Source organism: Curtobacterium luteum (genome assembly GCF_001475545.1).
Lineage (GTDB): Bacteria > Actinomycetota > Actinomycetes > Actinomycetales > Microbacteriaceae > Curtobacterium > Curtobacterium luteum_A.
Map to the genome: position 1 here is coordinate 62,944 of NZ_LDQC01000002.1, position 16,293 is coordinate 79,236.

Annotated in this window: 16 protein-coding genes; 12 read left to right on the plus strand and 4 right to left on the minus strand. The window is 71.8% G+C overall.

From position 1 onward, the window contains the following. The first annotated feature begins 112 nt into the window (after nucleotides 1-112). From NS184_RS00535 to NS184_RS00550, 4 genes are read left to right on the plus strand one after another with little or no spacing between them, the layout of a single operon-like run. Nucleotides 113-1,399, plus strand: coding sequence for an MFS transporter (locus tag NS184_RS00535; protein ID WP_152997980.1), 1,287 nt, complete (start codon nucleotides 113-115; stop codon nucleotides 1,397-1,399). A 23-nt stretch (nucleotides 1,400-1,422) separates the two neighbouring features. After that, nucleotides 1,423-2,199, plus strand: a complete 777-nt coding sequence (locus NS184_RS00540; RefSeq protein ID WP_058724189.1) for an SDR family oxidoreductase — start codon at nucleotides 1,423-1,425, stop codon at nucleotides 2,197-2,199. Between the two features lie 50 nt (nucleotides 2,200-2,249). Then, entirely contained in the window at nucleotides 2,250-3,767 is a 1,518-nt protein-coding gene (locus tag NS184_RS00545) for an FAD-binding oxidoreductase (protein ID WP_058724190.1), read from the plus strand. Next, nucleotides 3,764-5,191 (plus strand): FGGY-family carbohydrate kinase, encoded by a 1,428-nt coding sequence (locus tag NS184_RS00550; RefSeq protein WP_058724191.1) that lies wholly within the window; start codon nucleotides 3,764-3,766, stop codon nucleotides 5,189-5,191. Before NS184_RS00545 ends, NS184_RS00550 begins: the two co-directional genes overlap by 4 nt. A gap of 90 nt (nucleotides 5,192-5,281) precedes the next feature. On the opposite strand, the gene NS184_RS00555 is transcribed toward NS184_RS00550, so the two are convergent. From NS184_RS00555 to idi, 3 genes are all read right to left on the minus strand, one after another. After that, nucleotides 5,282-6,331 (minus strand): magnesium and cobalt transport protein CorA, encoded by a 1,050-nt coding sequence (locus NS184_RS00555; protein WP_058724192.1) that lies wholly within the window; start codon nucleotides 6,329-6,331, stop codon nucleotides 5,282-5,284. Nucleotides 6,332-6,581: 250 nt separating this feature from the next. After that, the gene (locus NS184_RS00560; RefSeq protein ID WP_058724193.1) at nucleotides 6,582-7,178 is read right to left on the minus strand and encodes a glycerol-3-phosphate responsive antiterminator; all 597 of its coding nucleotides are present in this window, start codon (nucleotides 7,176-7,178) and stop codon (nucleotides 6,582-6,584) included. Between the two features lie 218 nt (nucleotides 7,179-7,396). Further along, nucleotides 7,397-7,939, minus strand: coding sequence for an isopentenyl-diphosphate Delta-isomerase (idi, locus tag NS184_RS00565; protein WP_058724253.1), 543 nt, complete (start codon nucleotides 7,937-7,939; stop codon nucleotides 7,397-7,399). 21 nt (nucleotides 7,940-7,960) lie between these two features. Here idi and NS184_RS00570 point away from each other — a divergent pair, with 21 nt between their 5' ends. The 7 genes from NS184_RS00570 (at nucleotide 7,961) to NS184_RS00600 (ending at nucleotide 14,568) form a co-directional block, all read left to right on the plus strand. Then, nucleotides 7,961-9,019 carry a polyprenyl synthetase family protein gene (locus NS184_RS00570; RefSeq protein WP_058724194.1) on the plus strand — a complete coding sequence of 353 codons (1,059 nt, stop codon included), beginning with the start codon at nucleotides 7,961-7,963 and terminating at the stop codon, nucleotides 9,017-9,019. Continuing rightward, on the plus strand, nucleotides 9,016-9,936 hold the full coding sequence (locus tag NS184_RS00575) for a phytoene/squalene synthase family protein (RefSeq protein ID WP_058724195.1): 921 nt from the start codon (nucleotides 9,016-9,018) through the stop codon (nucleotides 9,934-9,936). Before NS184_RS00570 ends, NS184_RS00575 begins: the two co-directional genes overlap by 4 nt. Continuing rightward, nucleotides 9,933-11,561 (plus strand): phytoene desaturase family protein, encoded by a 1,629-nt coding sequence (gene crtI, locus NS184_RS00580; RefSeq protein WP_083513328.1) that lies wholly within the window; start codon nucleotides 9,933-9,935, stop codon nucleotides 11,559-11,561. The genes NS184_RS00575 and crtI overlap by 4 nt, the downstream gene beginning before the upstream one ends. Continuing rightward, entirely contained in the window at nucleotides 11,561-11,893 is a 333-nt protein-coding gene (locus NS184_RS00585; protein WP_058724196.1) for a lycopene cyclase domain-containing protein, read from the plus strand. Before crtI ends, NS184_RS00585 begins: the two co-directional genes overlap by 1 nt. Next, a complete protein-coding gene (locus NS184_RS00590; RefSeq protein ID WP_058724197.1) occupies nucleotides 11,890-12,342 on the plus strand; it encodes a lycopene cyclase domain-containing protein in 453 nt (150 codons plus the stop codon). The genes NS184_RS00585 and NS184_RS00590 overlap by 4 nt, the downstream gene beginning before the upstream one ends. After that, nucleotides 12,339-13,256 (plus strand): prenyltransferase, encoded by a 918-nt coding sequence (locus tag NS184_RS00595; RefSeq protein WP_058724198.1) that lies wholly within the window; start codon nucleotides 12,339-12,341, stop codon nucleotides 13,254-13,256. The genes NS184_RS00590 and NS184_RS00595 overlap by 4 nt, the downstream gene beginning before the upstream one ends. Nucleotides 13,257-13,524: 268 nt before the next feature. Further along, nucleotides 13,525-14,568, plus strand: a complete 1,044-nt coding sequence (locus tag NS184_RS00600) for a Gfo/Idh/MocA family protein (RefSeq protein ID WP_058724199.1) — start codon at nucleotides 13,525-13,527, stop codon at nucleotides 14,566-14,568. A gap of 381 nt (nucleotides 14,569-14,949) precedes the next feature. On the opposite strand, the gene NS184_RS00605 is transcribed toward NS184_RS00600, so the two are convergent. Next, nucleotides 14,950-15,693 (minus strand): MBL fold metallo-hydrolase, encoded by a 744-nt coding sequence (locus NS184_RS00605; protein WP_058724200.1) that lies wholly within the window; start codon nucleotides 15,691-15,693, stop codon nucleotides 14,950-14,952. Between the two features lie 63 nt (nucleotides 15,694-15,756). On the opposite strand from NS184_RS00605, the gene NS184_RS00610 reads away from it, so the two are divergent. After that, nucleotides 15,757-16,293 carry a hypothetical protein gene (locus NS184_RS00610; RefSeq protein ID WP_058724201.1) on the plus strand — a complete coding sequence of 179 codons (537 nt, stop codon included), beginning with the start codon at nucleotides 15,757-15,759 and terminating at the stop codon, nucleotides 16,291-16,293.

A 16,293-nucleotide genomic window follows, 5' to 3' on the forward strand; every position in this document is an offset into this window, starting at 1 on the left:
AGGACGGCAGTCGCTCCAGACCTCAGAGAACAGCGACACCCGCAGCGCCATCAGCGCTGGGGTGTCGCTGTTCTTTTTTTGTGCCCACCGAACCCACCACGAAGGAGTGGTCTTGACCAAGTCCCGCAGACTGACGAGCTTCATCGTCCTGTCGATGACCGGCGGCGTGATCTTCCAGGTCGCGTACATCCGGTTCGTCTTCCTCGCCGACACGGCGCACGCCCTCGACCTCTCGATCCAGCGCTACGGCGAGGTCACGAGCATCTTCGGCGCCGTCGCCGTCGTCATGTACTTCTGCGGCGGCTGGTTCGCCGACCGGTTCTCGCCCAAGGCCCTCATCGTCGTCGCGCTCGCTGGCATGGGCCTGGTCGACCTCTGGCTGTCGACCGTACCCGGCGAGGCCGGGGTCGTGGTGGCGCACGTGCTCATGGCCGTGCTCGGCATGGGCCTCTACTGGTCCTCGCTCGTCAAGCTGGTGTCGATGCTCGGTTCGGCCGACGAGCAGGGCTGGCTGTTCGGCTGGCTCGAGGGCATCCGCGGCATCACCTCGACCGTGGTCGGCTTCGTCGGTGCGGGCATCGTGGCCGCGGCGATCGCGGAGTCGGCGGGCGTGCTGTGGGTGATGCGCATCTACGGCGCCCTCTGCCTGGTGTTCGCGGTCCTCGTCCTGCTCGTCGTCCGTGTGGACCGGGCAGCGCTCGCGGGTGTCGAGAAGCAGACCGTCACGCTCGGCCAGCTCGTCGCCGCGGCCCGCAACAAGTACACCTGGCTGATCGGCGCCTCGATCATGCTGATGTACTGCTTCTACACGCTCCTCGGGTACCTGACGCCGCTGCTGCAGTACGGCTACGCGGTGCCGGTCGTGCTCCTCGGGGCGATCGGCGTCGTCCGGACCTACGTGTTCCAGATCGTCGGCGGCCCCGTCGGCGGGGTCCTCGTCGCCCGGTGGACGAAGTCGTCGCCGGCGTTCCTGCGGTGGGCCTTCGTGGTCGCGGCCGCGAGTGCCCTCGGGTTCCTGGTCCTGCCGCAGCAGCCGGCGCTCGTCTGGATCGCGGTGGCGCTGATGGTCGTGATGTGCGTCGCGGTGTTCACCTCCCGCGGCGTGTACTGGGCACAGGTCGGGGAGGTCGAGGTCCCGCTCGCCCAGCGCGGCGGAGTGATCGGCCTCGCGTCCGGACTCGCGTACCTGCCGGACGCCTTCCTGCCGGCGATCGCGGCGTGGTGGGTCGGCGACCCCGCGAACGGCGTGCCGCAGCAGGGCGGCGGCTACACGACGATGTTCGCCGTCCTCCTCGGCGCCGCGCTCCTCGGCGTCCTCCTGACCACCATCACGATGCGCGTCCGGTCCCGCGACCGCGCCCGCCGTGCCCTCGACGACACCGTCGTCGCCGCGGCCTGACCTCCCCCACGAAAGGACCACCCATGGACATCCGCGACTTCTCGATGGACCTGTTCGCACTCGCGGGCAAGCGCGCCGTCGTCACCGGCGGGAACTCCGGCCTCGGGCAGGCGTTCACGGTCGCGCTCGCCAAGGCCGGCGCCGACGTGTTCGTCCCGAGCGTCGTCGACGACGACGGCACGACCCGCGCGCTCGTCGAGGCCGAGGGTCGCCGGTACGCGTTCCTCGAGATCGACCTCACGTCGCCCGACGCCCCCGAGCGGATCGTGGCCGAGTGCGAGCGTGCCCTCGGCGGCATCGACGTGCTCGTCAACTCGGCGGGCATCTGCCTGCTCGACGATGTCGAGGCGTTCGACCGCGCCAAGTGGGACCCGATGGTCGCGGTGAACCTCACCGCCCCGTTCGCCCTCGGCCACGCGGTCGCGAAGCGGTTCGTCGCGCAGGGCTCGGGCAAGATCATCAACATCGCGTCGCTGTTCGCGTTCCTCGGCGGCCAGTGGTCTCCGGCGTACGCGGCGACGAAGCACGGGATCGTCGGCTTCACGAAGGCGTACTGCGACGAGCTCGCGCAGCACAACGTCCAGGTCAACGCGATCGCGCCCGGGTACTTCGCCACGAAGATCACCGAGCAGACCCGGTCGAACCCGGAGACGAACCAGCGCGTGCTCGACCACATCCCGGCCGGACGGTGGGGTGACGTCGCCGACCTCATGGGCGCGACCGTCTTCCTCGCCTCGCGTGCGTCCGACTACGTGAACGGCCACACCCTGACCGTCGACGGCGGGTACCTCGTCCGCTGACACCGCACCCCGCCGTGCCCACCAGACACCCCTACGGAAGGACCACCACCATGATCGACTCGATCGCCACCCTCGACCGTGCCGAGATCCTCGCCCAGCTGGCCACCGTCGTCCGCCCCGAGCAGATCGACACCGATGAGCAGCACCTCCTCGACGCCAGTGTCGACCGCTTCAAGAAGTACCAGGCGGTGCACGGCATCCACGACGCCCCGACCCCCGTCGCCATCGTCAACGCCGAGTCGACCGAGGACGTCGCCGCCGTCCTCGCGTTCGCCGACGAACACCTCGTCAACGTCGTGCCCCGGACCGGGCGCACCGGGACCGAGGGCGGACTCGAGACGAGCGTCGTCGACACCATCGTGCTCGACTGCTCCCGCATGGACGCGGTGCTCCGCATCGACCCGGAGAACATGCAGGTCACGGTGCAGGCGGGCGTCCCGCTCCAGCGCCTCGAGGACGAGCTCCGAGCGCAGGGCCTGACCACCGGGCACTCGCCGCAGTCGAAGCCGCTCGCGCAGTACGGCGGGCTCGTCGCGACGCGCTCGATCGGGCAGTTCTCGACGCTGTACGGCGCGATCGAGGACATGGTCGTCGGCCTCGAAGCGGTGTTCCCGGGCGGCGAGGTCCGTCGGATCAAGGCCGTCCCGCGCCGCTCGGCCGGCCCGGACATCCGCCACGTCGTCATCGGCAACGAGGGTGCCCTCTGCGTCATCACCGAGGTCACGGTCAAGGTGTTCCGGTTCCAGCCGGAGAACAACGAGTTCCACGGGGCGCTCGTCGACGACATGCGGACCGGCATCGCGATCCTCCGCGAGGTCGTCGTGAACGGGTTCCGTCCGTCGGTGGTGCGCCTGTACTCGCCCGAGGACGCGAACCAGCACTTCTCGCACTTCTCGAAGGGCAAGTGCGTGGTCGTGTTCGTCGCCGAGGGCCCGAAGGGCATCGTGACCGCCACCAGCGCGGAGATCCAGCGGGTCTTCGACCAGCACCCGCACGAGAAGGTCGACCCCGCGCTCATCGAATCGTGGTTCGACGACCTCAACTGGGGTCAGGACAAGATCGACGCCGAGAAGGCCGCGATGCTCCGGGACCGGCGCCTCGGCTACACCACCGAGATCTCGGCGGACTGGTCGGCCGTCTGCGACGTGTACGACGCCGTGATGCACCGCATCCGCACCGAGTACCCGCACGCCGACGACCTCACGATGCTCGGTGGGCACTCGTCGCACAGCTACCAGACCGGTACGAACATGTATTTCGTGTACGACTACCGCATCGACTGCTCGCCGGAGGAGGAGATCGAGAAGTACCACATCCCGCTCAACGCGATCATCGTCGAGGAGGCGCTGCGCCACGGCGGTTCGATGGTCCACCACCACGGTGTCGGCAAGTACCGCACGCCGTGGGTCGAGGAGGAGCACGGCTCCGCGTTCGCGATCATGCAGGGGCTCAAGGCGCAGTTCGACCCGAAGGGCATCATGAACAAGGGCACGATCTTCCCGGCCGCCGGTGCGATCCAGGCCGCCGCCGCCGACCCGGACACCACGTTCGGGCGAACCGGCGCATGACCCGGTACCTCGTCGGCATCGACAACGGCTCGCAGTCCTCGAAGGTCACCGTCTTCGACGAGCACGGCGGGGTCGTCGCCGAGGGACGGGTCCAGCTCCGGCCGAACCACACCCCGGCTCCCGGCGTCGTCGAGCATCCTGACGACGACCTCTGGGACTCGATCGCGGCCGCGTGCCGGCTGGCCATGCAGGCCTTCCCGGGCGACCCGTCCGAGATCGTCGGTGTCGGCCTGTGCACCATCCGGTTCTGCCGGGCGGTGCTCCGGGCCGACGGGTCACTCGCGCAGCCCGTGATGTCGTGGATGGACGCGCGTGTCGGCAAGCCCTTCGTCGCCGAGCACGACGACGTGGCGTACGTGACGACGTCCTCCGGGTACGTCACACACCGCCTCACCGGCGCGTTCCGGGACACCGCGGCGAACTACCAGGGCTCGTGGCCGATCGACACCGACACCTGGCGGTGGTCCGACGACGAGCGCGCGTACGCCGACACCGGTCTGCAGCGGTCTCAGCTCGTCGAGCTCGTCGACCCCGGCGAGGTGCTCGGAGCCGTCACCGCGGAGGCGGCGGCCGCGACCGGTCTGCCCGAGGGGCTGCCGGTCGTCGCGACGTCGAACGACAAGGCCGTCGAGGCCCTGGGGTGCGGTCTGCGCGACCCGTCCACCCTGCTCGTGTCCCTGGGGACGTACATCGCCGGCATGTCGGTCGGCGCGCGGAACATCACCGGTGCCCGAGACTTCTGGACGAACTTCGGCTCCGAGCCGGGACGGTACCTCTACGAGTCGGGTGGCATCCGCCGGGGCATGTGGACCGTGAGCTGGTTCCGCGACCTGCTCGGTCCTGACGTCGCTGCGGCTGCCGAGGCCGCCGGTGAACGGGTCGAGGACCGTCTGAACCGGGAGGCCGAGCAGGTGCCGGCGGGGTCCGACGGGTTGTTGACCGTGCTCGACTGGCTCGCGCCGACCGACGCCCCGTACCGGAAGGGCTCGATCCTCGGGTTCGACGGACGGCAGGGGCGCGCGCACGTCTACCGATCCATCCTCGAGGGCATCGCGATGACGATGCGCGACCGCGCGGACGCGATGGGCGCCGAGCTCGCCACGCGGTACGAGCGCGTGGTCGTGTCGGGTGGCGGTTCGTCGTCCGACCTCATGATGCGGGTGATGGCGGACGTGTTCCAGCTGCCGACGATCCGGATCGTCGGGGACAGCGCGGCCGGGCGGGGTGCGGCGATCTGCGCGGCGGTGGCAACCGGCGTCCACCCGACCTTCGACGCCGCGGTGCAGGCGATGGTCGTCGAGCGTGACCGTTCCGCGCCGGTCACGGCGAACGCCGCGGTCTACGACGCGCTCCGTGCGGTGCACGCGGACGCGACCGCGCACACCGACGCGCTCTACCGTCGGACGGCGGCCGTCGTCGGCTGACGCCACCACGTGGTCGGCTGGAGGCGCGGGACGGGCACGCACCGCGCCTCCAGGCCGCAGCCGGTCGCGTCCAGGGCGCGCCCGTCGCGACTACAGCCAGTTGCGCTTGCGGAAGACCGCCCAGAGGACAGCCATGAGCACGAGCATCGCGACGATCGCGACCGGGTACCCGAACCGCCAGTGGAGCTCGGGCATGTCGTCGAAGTTCATCCCGTAGATGCCCGCGATGAGCCCCGGAGCGAAGAGGATCGCGGCCCACGACGAGATCCGCTTCACCTCCTCGCCCTGCCGGTGCGCGGCCCGGGCGAGCTGGCGGCTCTCCTCGCCCTGGGCGAGGCTCGCGCTGGTCATCCGGCGCATCGCCTCGTTCTGTTCCTGGGAGACGAGCGTCGAGTGCAGGGTGAGGGCGTTCTCGAGCAGCGCCCGGAACGAGTCGACCCGCTCGGTGACCCGCAGGGCGTGGTCGAGCACGTTGCGCAGGCGGTGCTGGACCTCCTCGTCGACGCCGTACTTGTCGGCGCCGCGCAGCAGACCCGTGACCATGGCCGGCACCGGGGTCGTCGCGCGCTGGAACCCGAGGACCTCGCTGAGGAGCTGGTAGATGCGCTTCGAGACACCGGGGTCGACCTGGCCGGCGAAGAGCTGGTCCTCGATGGCGTCGATCTCCTCCTGGAGGATCTCCACGATCGGCGCGTACCCGTCGACCACCTCGTCGAGCACGGCCGCGGTGACCGCCTCGGAGCCGCGGGCGAGGAACTCCGGGTCGGCCTCGCACCGGGCGCGCAGCGCCGCGAGGTCCGGCCGCTCGGCGTGCCGGACGCTCACCACGAAGCGGGCGCCGACGAACAGGTGGACCTCACCGAACCGGACCTCCTCGGCGGTGCGGTCGTACCAGGCCGGACGGAGGACCAGGAACAGGGTGTCGCCGTACCGCTCGAGCTTCGCCCGCTGGTGACCCTTGCGGGCGTCCTCGACGGCGTTCTCGTGCAGGTCGAACTCGGCGGCGACGGCGGCGAGCTCGGACGGCTCGGGTCGGAGCAGCCCGATCCACGCGAGGTCGCCCCGGGTGGCGCGCGACGGGGTCGACGGCGAGTCGACGCGGTGTCCTGCTACGTAGACGGCGTTGTCGATCAGTGCCATGGCGTGCTCCTTGCGGGTCGGGAGCAGGCAGGCGCGAACCACCCGTGGGCGGTGCGGGATCAGGGACGGGGCAGGCGGATCCGCGGGGGCAGGGTCCGTCGGCCCGATCGAGGATGGTCACCCGACATCGCGCCTCACCTGCCCTTCTGGTCGTCCGTGGGCTGCCTCGTGCAGCCGACCTCCGAGCGTACCCAGGAGCGTCGAGGGCGTCGACCCCGGTCGGCGACCGCGGAGCCGGACCTGAGTGCCCTCACATGTCCCAGACGTCGCGGTTCGACGAGGCGACGGCGACCGCTCCGGCGCCGAGCGCCGCCATCACGTCGGCCTTGTCGCACACCAGGCCGCCGGCGATGATCGGGACGTCGGTGTCCGCCCGCAGCCAGGTGATCACGCGGGGCATGCAGCCCGGGAGGATCTCGATCGCGTCCGGTCTGGCCTGCTCCACGACGCGGGGGAGCTGGTGGTACGAGAACGAGTCGACCAGGAAGAACCGCTGCACCGCGACGAGCCCCGCACGCCTGGCGGCCCGGACGAGGTTCGACTTCGCGGACAGGACCCCGTCCGCCCGGGTGTTCGCGGCGAGCCAGGTGACGACGACCTCTCGGCTGGAGAACCCGTCGAGGAGGTCCACGTCGACGAGCACGGTCTTGCCCGCGTCCTTCGCTCGCTGGACGACCTCCGCGACGTCGAGCACGCTGCCGAACAGCACGAACACGACGCCGCGGTCCGAGGCGAGCACGTCGTCGAGCCCCGTCCGGTCCTTCACGCTCGCGATGACCGGGTCGTCGCGGAGGGCGTCGAGGAGGGCGTCGGCGGCACTGGTGGCATCGCGCTCCGCGGTGGTCATACGGACCATTGTCGATGCCGTGCCCTGGGCGCGCGCTGGTCGGCTGCCCGGGTCTCGGCCGGTGCCGCACGAGTCCCGGTGTGAGCGGCATGTCTCGCGCTCGTGCACAGGAGGGCCGGGTGGGCACCAGTCTCGCCACGCAGGTGGCGCGCCCGCGCGCCCCCGCGCAGGCGGCGCGTCCGCGAGCCCGCACGCAGGCGGTGTGACCGCCCCGCGCGCTACGGGGTGATGCGGAGTCCGGCCTGCTCGGTCTCGGCGAGCTGCCACCCGAGCCAGGGGCTCCACGCGAAGGGCGCGCCGGCCACCGAGGCCCGGAGCTCGTCCTCGGACACCCACGCGTACTCGGCGACCTCGTCGTCCGCGGGGGCCGGCTCGTCGTCGGTCACGGCCCGGAACACCGGGCAGACCTCGTTCTCGACGATCCCCGACGCGTCGACCGCGCGGTACCGGAAGTCGGGCAGGACCGACTCGACGTCGCGGACGGTGATCCCCAACTCGCGGGAGGCCCGGCGGGCGATGGCGTCCTCGAAGGTCTCGTCCGGGCCGGGGTGACCGCAGAACGTGTTCGTCCACACCCCCGGCCACGTCTTCTTCGACAGTGCGCGGCGGGTCACGAGGACCTGCCCGGCGGTATTCCGCACGTGGCACGAGAAGGCCAGGTGGAGGGGCGTGTGGTCGGTGTGCACCGTGAACTTGTCCGCCGTTCCGACCGGGGTACGGTCGTCGTCCAGCAACACCACGGTTTCAGGGAAAGTCGTCATCTGCACCGATAGGTTAGGCCAATGAGCGAGGAAGCGACCACCGTGGCGCAGAACGACCTTGCGCTCGTCGACGACTGCCTCGAGCGCTTCTTCGCCGTCTCGAGCGCGCGGGCCGAGCGCTACGGCGGGCCGAACACCGAACTCTGGCGCGTGCTCCGCAAGGCGAGCCTGGGCGGCAAGCGCTTCCGCCCGCGGATGGTCCTCACCGCGTACACGGCCCTCGGGGGCACCGACACCGCTGCGGCCGTGCAGGTCGGTGCGGCGTACGAGCTCCTGCACACCGCACTCGTCGTTCACGACGACGTCATCGACCGCGACTGGTCCCGCCGTGGCGAGCCGAACGTCGCCGGGTCCTTCCGCGACACCGGCACCACGGGCGGTCTCCCGCTGCCGACCGCCGAGCACCGAGGCACGAGTGCCGCGGTCATCGCGGGGGACCTCGCGCTCGCCGCGGCACCCCGGTTCATCGAGGCGTCGGGTGTGGCGGGCGAGCGACGCTCCCGTCTGCTCGACCTCTTCGACGAGGCCGTCTTCGCGAGTGCCGCGGGCGAGATGGCCGACGTGGACCTGGCACTCGGACCGATGCCGACCGTCGACGACGTCCTCGCGATGGAGCGGGCGAAGACCAGCGTGTACTCGTTCGAGGCGCCGCTGCAGTCCGGCGCGGTGCTGGCCGGCGCACCCGAGCCGGTCGTCCAGGCGCTCGGAGCCTTCGGCCGCGAGATCGGCATCGCCTACCAGATCGTCGACGACCTGCTCGGGGTGTTCGGTGCCGAGGCCGAGACCGGCAAGACCGTCCTCGGCGACCTGCGCGAGGGCAAGCGCACCGTGCTCATCGCGCACGCCGCGGCGACGGACTGCTGGCCCGACCTCTCGCAGCACCTCGGCGACCCGGACCTCACCGAGGAGCGGGCCGCCGAGCTGCGTGCCACGCTGGTGTCCTGCGGCGCCAAGTCCGCAGCCGAACAGCGCGTCGCCGAGCACACGGCCCTGGCCCGCGCCGAGCTCGCGGGGCTGCCCTACGACCTCGCCGAACGACTGGAGTCCATCGTGTCCGAACTCGTGGAGCGAGCCCGGTGACCCTCGCGCACCACCCGCAACCGAACCGCTCCGCCCGACTCCCGCTCTACGACGCGACCGCCGAGGCCGCCTCCGGGGTCGTCATCGACCGGTACTCGACGTCGTTCGGCCTCGCCTCGCGGCTGCTGAAGCGGGACGCCCGCGAGCACATCCGCAACGTCTACGCCCTCGTCCGGGTCGCCGACGAGGTCGTGGACGGCCCAGCGACCGAGGCCGGCCTCGACCGCGAGCTGGCCCGCACCGTCCTCGACGAACTCGAGCGCGACACCGAACGCGCAACCGAGCTCGGCTTCTCGACGAACCCGGTCGTGCACGCCTTCGCCCGGTCGGCCCGCGTGACCGGCTTCGGTGCGGAACTCACCCGGCCGTTCTTCGCGTCGATGCGCATGGACCTCGACCGCACCGTGCACGACGACGACTCGTTCCGCGAGTACGTGTACGGCTCGGCGGAGGTCGTCGGCCTGATGTGCCTCCGCGCGTTCGTGTACCGCGCCGGTCGCCCGACGTTCGACGACTCCGTGCTCGTCGACGGCGCACGGGCCCTCGGTGCCGCCTTCCAGAAGGTCAACTTCCTCCGCGACCTGCACGCCGACTTCGAGGTCCTCGGCCGCTCGTACTTCCCGGGCGTGGACATCCGCACCTTCGACGAGGCCACCAAGGTGCGGCTGGTCGCGGACGTCCAGGCCGACCTCGACCGTGCCGCGATGACGATCCCGCTGCTGCCCCGGGACGCCCGGCACGCGGTCGGCCTCGCCCACGCGCTGTTCCAGGAGCTCAACACGCGCATCGCGCGGACACCCGCCGCGCAGCTCGTCGCGACGCGCGTGCGTGTCCCGAACCCGGTCAAGGCGCGGCTCGCCGCGCAGGTCCTGTCCGGTCGTGGGCCGGCCACGCGTCGGCCTGGAGGCACGGCATGACCCCGCCCCGCGCCTCCCGTCCGGCCGGTTCCGCGTCCACCACCCGGCGCAAGGTCCCCGTCCGCCGCGCCGTCGTGATCGGCGGCGGCATCAGCGGACTCGCGTCCGCTGCGCTGCTCGCGCGCGACGGCTACGCCGTCACGCTGCTCGAGCAGCGCAGCCAGCTCGGCGGACGCGCCGGATCGTGGGAGCGCGACGGCTTCACGTTCGACACCGGGCCGTCGTGGTACCTCATGCCCGAGGTGTTCGACCACTTCTTCCAGCTCCTCGGCACCACCGCGGCGGAGCAGCTCGACCTCGTCACGCTCGACCCCGGGTACCGCGTGTACTCCGAGGGTCATGACGAGCCGCTCGACCTCCGCGCCGACAAGGAAGCCAACATCGCGCTCTTCGAGTCGATCGAGCCAGGGGCGGGTGCACGGATCCGGAAGTACCTCGACTCCGCCGAGGATACCTACGCCATGGCGGTGCGGCGGTTCCTCTACACGACCTTCGCGGACCTCCGGAAGCTCGCGGCCCCGGACGTCCTGCGTCGGCTCCCGAAGCTCCTCCGTCTACTCACCGAGCCGCTCGCGAAGTACGCCGAGACCGCCGTGCGCGACCGTCGGCTCTGGCAGGTCCTCGGCTACCCGGCGGTGTTCCTCGGCACCAGCCCGTACAAGGCGCCGAGCATGTACCACCTCATGAGCCACCTCGACCTCGCGGACGGCGTGCAGTACCCGAAGGGCGGGATCCACGAGATCATCGGCGCGATCGGCCGACTCGCCCGTGCCGAGGGTGCGCAGGTCATCGCGGGAGCCAAGGTCGAGCGGATCGTCGTCGAGGACGGCCACGTCACCGGCGTCGTGCACCGCGACCGCGACGGCGGACAGCACGTCGCGCCGGCCGACCTCGTCGTCAGCGCAGCCGACCTCCGGCACACCGAGCTGCAGCTGCTCGACCCCGAGCACCGCACGTACCCGGCGAAGCACTGGCAGAAGCGCGACCCGGGGCCGTCCGCCGTCCTCGTCTACCTGGGCGTCGACGGACCGGTGCCGGGGCTCCTGCACCACACACTCGTCTTCACCGCGGACTGGCAGGCCAACTTCGGCGCGATCTTCGGGAAGGAGCGCCACGTGCCGGACCCCGCATCGATCTACGTGTGCGCGCCGAGCGAGACCGACACGACGGTCGCGCCGCCCGGGTCGAGCAACCTCTTCGTCCTCGTGCCGCTGCCGGCCGACCTGTCGATCGGCAAGGGCGGCGTCGACGGCGCCGGCGACTTCGAGGTCGAGCGGATCGCGGACCGCGCGATCGACGTCATCGCCGAGCGCTCGGGCGTCCCGGACCTCCGCGACCGCATCCGGGTCCGCCGGACGATCGGCCCGCAGGACTTCGCGGACGACCTGAACGCGTGGAGCGGTTCGATGCTCGGGCCGGCGCACACCCTCACGCAGAGCGCGTTCTTCCGCGAGCCGAACCGGTCGAAGAAGGTCGACGGGCTGTACTACGTCGGCGCCTCGACCACGCCGGGCATCGGCCTGCCGATGTGCCTGATCAGCGCCGAGGTCCTGCTCAAGCGCCTGCACGGCGACACGAGCACCGAGCCGCTCCCCACCCCGCTCCGGCGGGACGCCGCGGTCTGATGCCGGGGCTCTACCTCGCCGGGCTCGTCGTGTCGCTCGTCGGCATGACCGTGCTCGACGCCCGCTTCCGGCTGTTCTTCTGGAAGGCGCCGGGGCGGGCCGCCGCGGTGATGGCGATCGGCATGGTGTTCTTCCTCGTGTGGGACCTCGCCGGGGTCGCCGCGGGCATCTTCTTCATCGGGCCGCAGCGGGTGCTGACCGGGCTCGTCGTCGCACCCGAGGTCCCGCTCGAGGAGATCTTCTTCCTCCTGCTGCTCTGCTACACGACGATGAACGCGTTCGGGGCGGTCACACCGCTGGTCGCGAGGGCGCTCGATCGGCGGCGGACGTGAACGCGCACGCCGCGTACGCCCTGCTCGCGGTGCCGTTCCTCGCGGTCGCGGTCGTCGTCGCGGTGCTCGCAGGGGTCGTCGCCGCTCGTCGCGCCCGGGCCGCCGGTCGGCCGACGGGCCCCGGTCGTCGGGTCGCCCTCGTGGGCGGGGTGATCACGGCGGTGGTGCTCCTCGGCATGACGATCGTGTTCGACAACGTCATCGTGACGCTGCGCGTGGTGGCGTACGACCCGTCCCTCATCAGCGGTGCGAAGATCGGTGCGATCCCGATCGAGGACCTCGCGTACTCGATCGGTGCGGTCCTGTTGCTCCCCGCCCTGTGGGTGCTGCTCGACCGTTCGTCCTCCACCGCGTCACCGGCGCACCCGACCCGCTCTGCTCCGCCGGAGCACCCGTCCCGCGACGCGCCCGGTGCGCGACCGTCCGTAGAAGGCGAGCCGACCCCATGACCGCGACCCGTGCCTCCTGGCCGTCGACCCTGCGTGCGCTCTTCACGTCCTCGCGGCCCATCAGCTGGGTGAACACCGCCTACCCGTTCGGCGCCGCGTACCTGCTCGCCACCGACGTGTTCGGTTCGGTGCTCGGCGTCGTGACCTTCGTCATCGGCGTCGTGTACTTCCTCGTCCCGTACAACCTCGCGATGTACGGCATCAACGACGTCTTCGACTACGAGTCCGACCTGCGGAACCCGCGCAAGGGCGGCGTCGAGGGGGCACTGCTCGACAAGAGTGTGCACCGCACCACGCTGTGGGCGGTCGTCATCACGAACGTGCCGTTCCTGGTCGCGCTCGTCGTGCTCGGCGGGCTGAGCGGGAACGGGCCGTGGTCGTGGCTCGTCCTCGCCGTCAGCGTGTTCGCGGTGATCGCGTACTCGGCGCCGGGGCTGCGGTTCAAGGAGAAGCCGTTCCTCGACTCGCTGACCTCGTCGACGCACTTCGTGTCGCCGGCGATCTACGGGCTCGCGCTCGCCGGGCCGCACTGGACGGGGCAGCTCGTCGCCGTGTGCGTGGCGTTCTTCCTGTGGGGCGTGGCGTCGCACGCGTTCGGTGCCGTGCAGGACGTGCTCGCCGACCGCGCGGGCGGCATCGGCTCGGTGGCGACCGTGATCGGTGCCCGGGCGACGGTGCGGCTGGCGTTCGTGGCGTACGTCGTCGCGGGCGTCGTCCTGCTGTTCTCGGCGTTCCCGGGGCCGGTCGCCGCGGTCGTCGTGGTGCCGTACGCGCTCAACGTGCTGCCGTGGTGGAACGTGACCGACGCCGGAGCCGAGGCGGCGAACGCGGGGTGGAAGCGGTTCCTGTGGATCAACTACCTCGCGGGGTTCCTCGTGACGATGGCGCTCATCGCGTACGCGTTCGTGCGCTGACGCGGGCGCGCGCGTCCGGCACGCGGTCTCGGCCGTCGACGGCGGCACCCGTGAGGTTCCGCGATCGCGGCGTCTCGACGACCAGGACGCTCGCCCGTGGAACCTCGATGCCGCGGCCGCGGCGAGTCGTGGAACCTCGACGACCCGTGCCGCTGGTGCGGAAGGGTGCGTCACGCCCACGCCCGTCGCTCGCTGTCGGTGACGCCTGACAGACTGGAGGGACGTGCGCCGTCGAGGCCGCACGGGTCGAACACGAAGGAGTGCACGCATGCCGGTCCGCATCATCCACGTCGGTCTCGGAGGGTGGGGCGGCAACTGGGCCCGCACCGCCATCCCCGAGGTGTCCGAGGTCCAGGTCGTCGGGATCGTCGACCCCGTACCCGCGACGCTCGACGCCGTGCGCACCGACCTCGGCCTGCCGGCCTCCGCCGCGTTCGCGTCCCTCACCGAGGCGCTCGCCGGGGTCGAGGCCGACGCCGTCGTCATCACCGCCCCGGCCGTCACGCACGTGCCGCTCGCGCTCGAGGCCCTCGACGCGGGCAAGCACGTCCTCGTCGAGAAGCCCTTCGCCAACACCGCGGAAGAGGCCGCGACGGCGGTCCGCCGCGCCGAGGAACTCGGGCTGGTGCTGCAGGTCAGCCAGAACTACCGCTGGTACCCGGCGCCCCGCGTCGTCACCGAGCTGCTCGAGGCGGACGCGGTCGGCGAGGTCGCCACGATCGACGTCGACTTCCGCCAGTGGGACAACGACCTCCCGTTCGAGGAGCACCCGCACTACCGCTTCCCGCACGCGATGATCAACGACATGGCGATCCACCACTTCGACCTGATGCGGATGGTCACCGGGCGCGAGCCCGTCCGGGTCTACGCCCGGGCGTCGTCGCCGTCGTTCAGCAAGTACCAGGACGAGGCGATCGCGTCGATGCTCATCGAGCTCGAGGGCGGACTGGTCGTCAGCTACCGCGGCAGCTGGCTCTCCCGCGCACCCCGCACGGCCTGGGCGGGGGAGTGGAGCATCCAGGGGTCGGACGGCGAGCTGTGGTTCACGAGTCGTTCGGGCGAGCCGAACGCCGTCGAGGGCGACCGGGTCACCCTCCGCCGCACGCAGGACGACGAGGCCGAGCCGGTGGAGCTCCCGACGATGGAGCACACCGACCGGCAGGGCGGGCTGCAGGCGTTCGCGCGGTCGATCACGGGCGGACCGGCCCCGGAGACGAGCGGTCGCGACAACCTCCGCAGCCTCGCGGTGATGGAGGCGGCGCAGCGGTCGGCCGAGTCCGGCGTCCCCGAGGACGTCGTCGTCCCGGAGTAGGCGCGCGGTCGCCGCCTGCACCTGACTCTCGTGCCGACGGGCACGTCTCGCGGTCGCGAGCGCGAGACACGTCCGCCAGCGCGAGACACGTCCGCCAGCGCGAGACCCGTGGTCGCCTCGACGAGTTCCCGCACGGGCCGCGCCGGCTCCGGGCCTCGACGCGCGGACCGCAGACGCAGACACGGGCGACGGTCGGCCTGGAGGCACGTGGCGGGCCCGCACCGTGCCTCCCGGCCGTCACACGGTCACGACCTTCCGCCGGGCCGGCCGCTCGGAGCCGAGTCTCGTGTCAGCCGACGAGCCTCGTGTCCCACCGCGCGGCGCCGCGTCTCGCGGCCCATCGTGCGCCGCGTTCCGCGGTGGCACCCGCGCTGCTCCGCGCTACGCGGCGGCACCCGCGGCACGCCGCGCCTGCGCGACCGCCGCCCGCACACCCGACGACCACGCCGGACCGTGCCCCGGCAGGACGTGCCGCGCCTCGGTGTCCACGAGCCGGTCGAGCGACGCCACTGCCTCCGGCACGTCCGCCGTCGCCGCCGGTGCCACCACCCGCGGCCCGATCCCACCCGTGTACGGGTCGAACGTCACGACCGCGTCCCCGACCACGACGGCGTCCCGGTCGGCGAAGTGCAGCGCCACGTGCCCGTCCGTGTGCCCCGGTGTCTCGATGATCCACGGCGACCCGGGGACGTCGGCCCGGGATTCGAGCGGCCTCGTGTCCGAGACGCCCCGCACCGAGAGCGCCCCGGCGAGGAGCATCCGTCCGAGGGGCGCCAAACCGCCCGGGTGCACCGCGACGAAGCCGAACCGGTTCGTCTGCGGCCGGTAGGAGTACGGGTGCGCGGCCAGGTCCCGGTCGCCGGGGTGCACGTACACGGGCGTGCCCCACTCCCGGCGCATCCGGTCCGCCGTGCCGACGTGGTCGAAGTGCCCGTGGGTGAGGATCAGGGCCTCGACCGCGGCCGGCGTGTAGCCGAGGTCCCGCACGGCGAGCTGCAGGTGCGGCCACACCGCGGGGAGCCCGGCGTCCACCACGAGCAGCCGGTCGCCGGTCTCGACGAGGTACGTGTTGGTGTGGGCGACCTCCAGGCGGTGGATGCCCTCTGCGACGTCTCGGAACAGCATGTCCGGCACCGTAGACGCACAGAACTGTGGGCCGTCGCGGATCCGCCCTGGTAGGCACGATGCATGGCCAACGACAGCCTCCCCGAGCTCGAACTCGCGATCACCCGTGCGCGCGAGGGCATCACCGACACCGTCACGGAGATCCGCCGCCGCGCGGACGTGCCCGCGCGCACCCGTCTGGCGATCGCGAAGACGAAGCAGCGGTGGCACCGTGACCCGACCCCGCTCGTCGCGATGGGCATCACCGCCGCGGCCGGCGTCGCCGCGATCATCCTCGGGGCGCGGATCGGCCGTACCGACGCCGGGCACCTCGCGAAGCCGCCGGCGCAGACCGCGTTCACCGCGCTGCTGCCCTTCGGCGCTCGTGGCGGCGACGGCCCCGGGGCGGCCGAGCAGTCCCAGCCCGGTCGGAAGGGCCGGAAGGCGCGGAAGAAGGCGGCGGAGGAGGCGCTCGAGCGTGACCCGATGCACCGCAACCGGGTGAAGCAGCGCGCCGGCATCGCCGCGGTGCAGCGTCGCGCGACCAAGAACCGCAAGCAGGCCGCCGCGCGCGCGAAAGCGGCCTCGAAGGCAGCAGCGAAGGCCGCAGGCAGGAGCTGA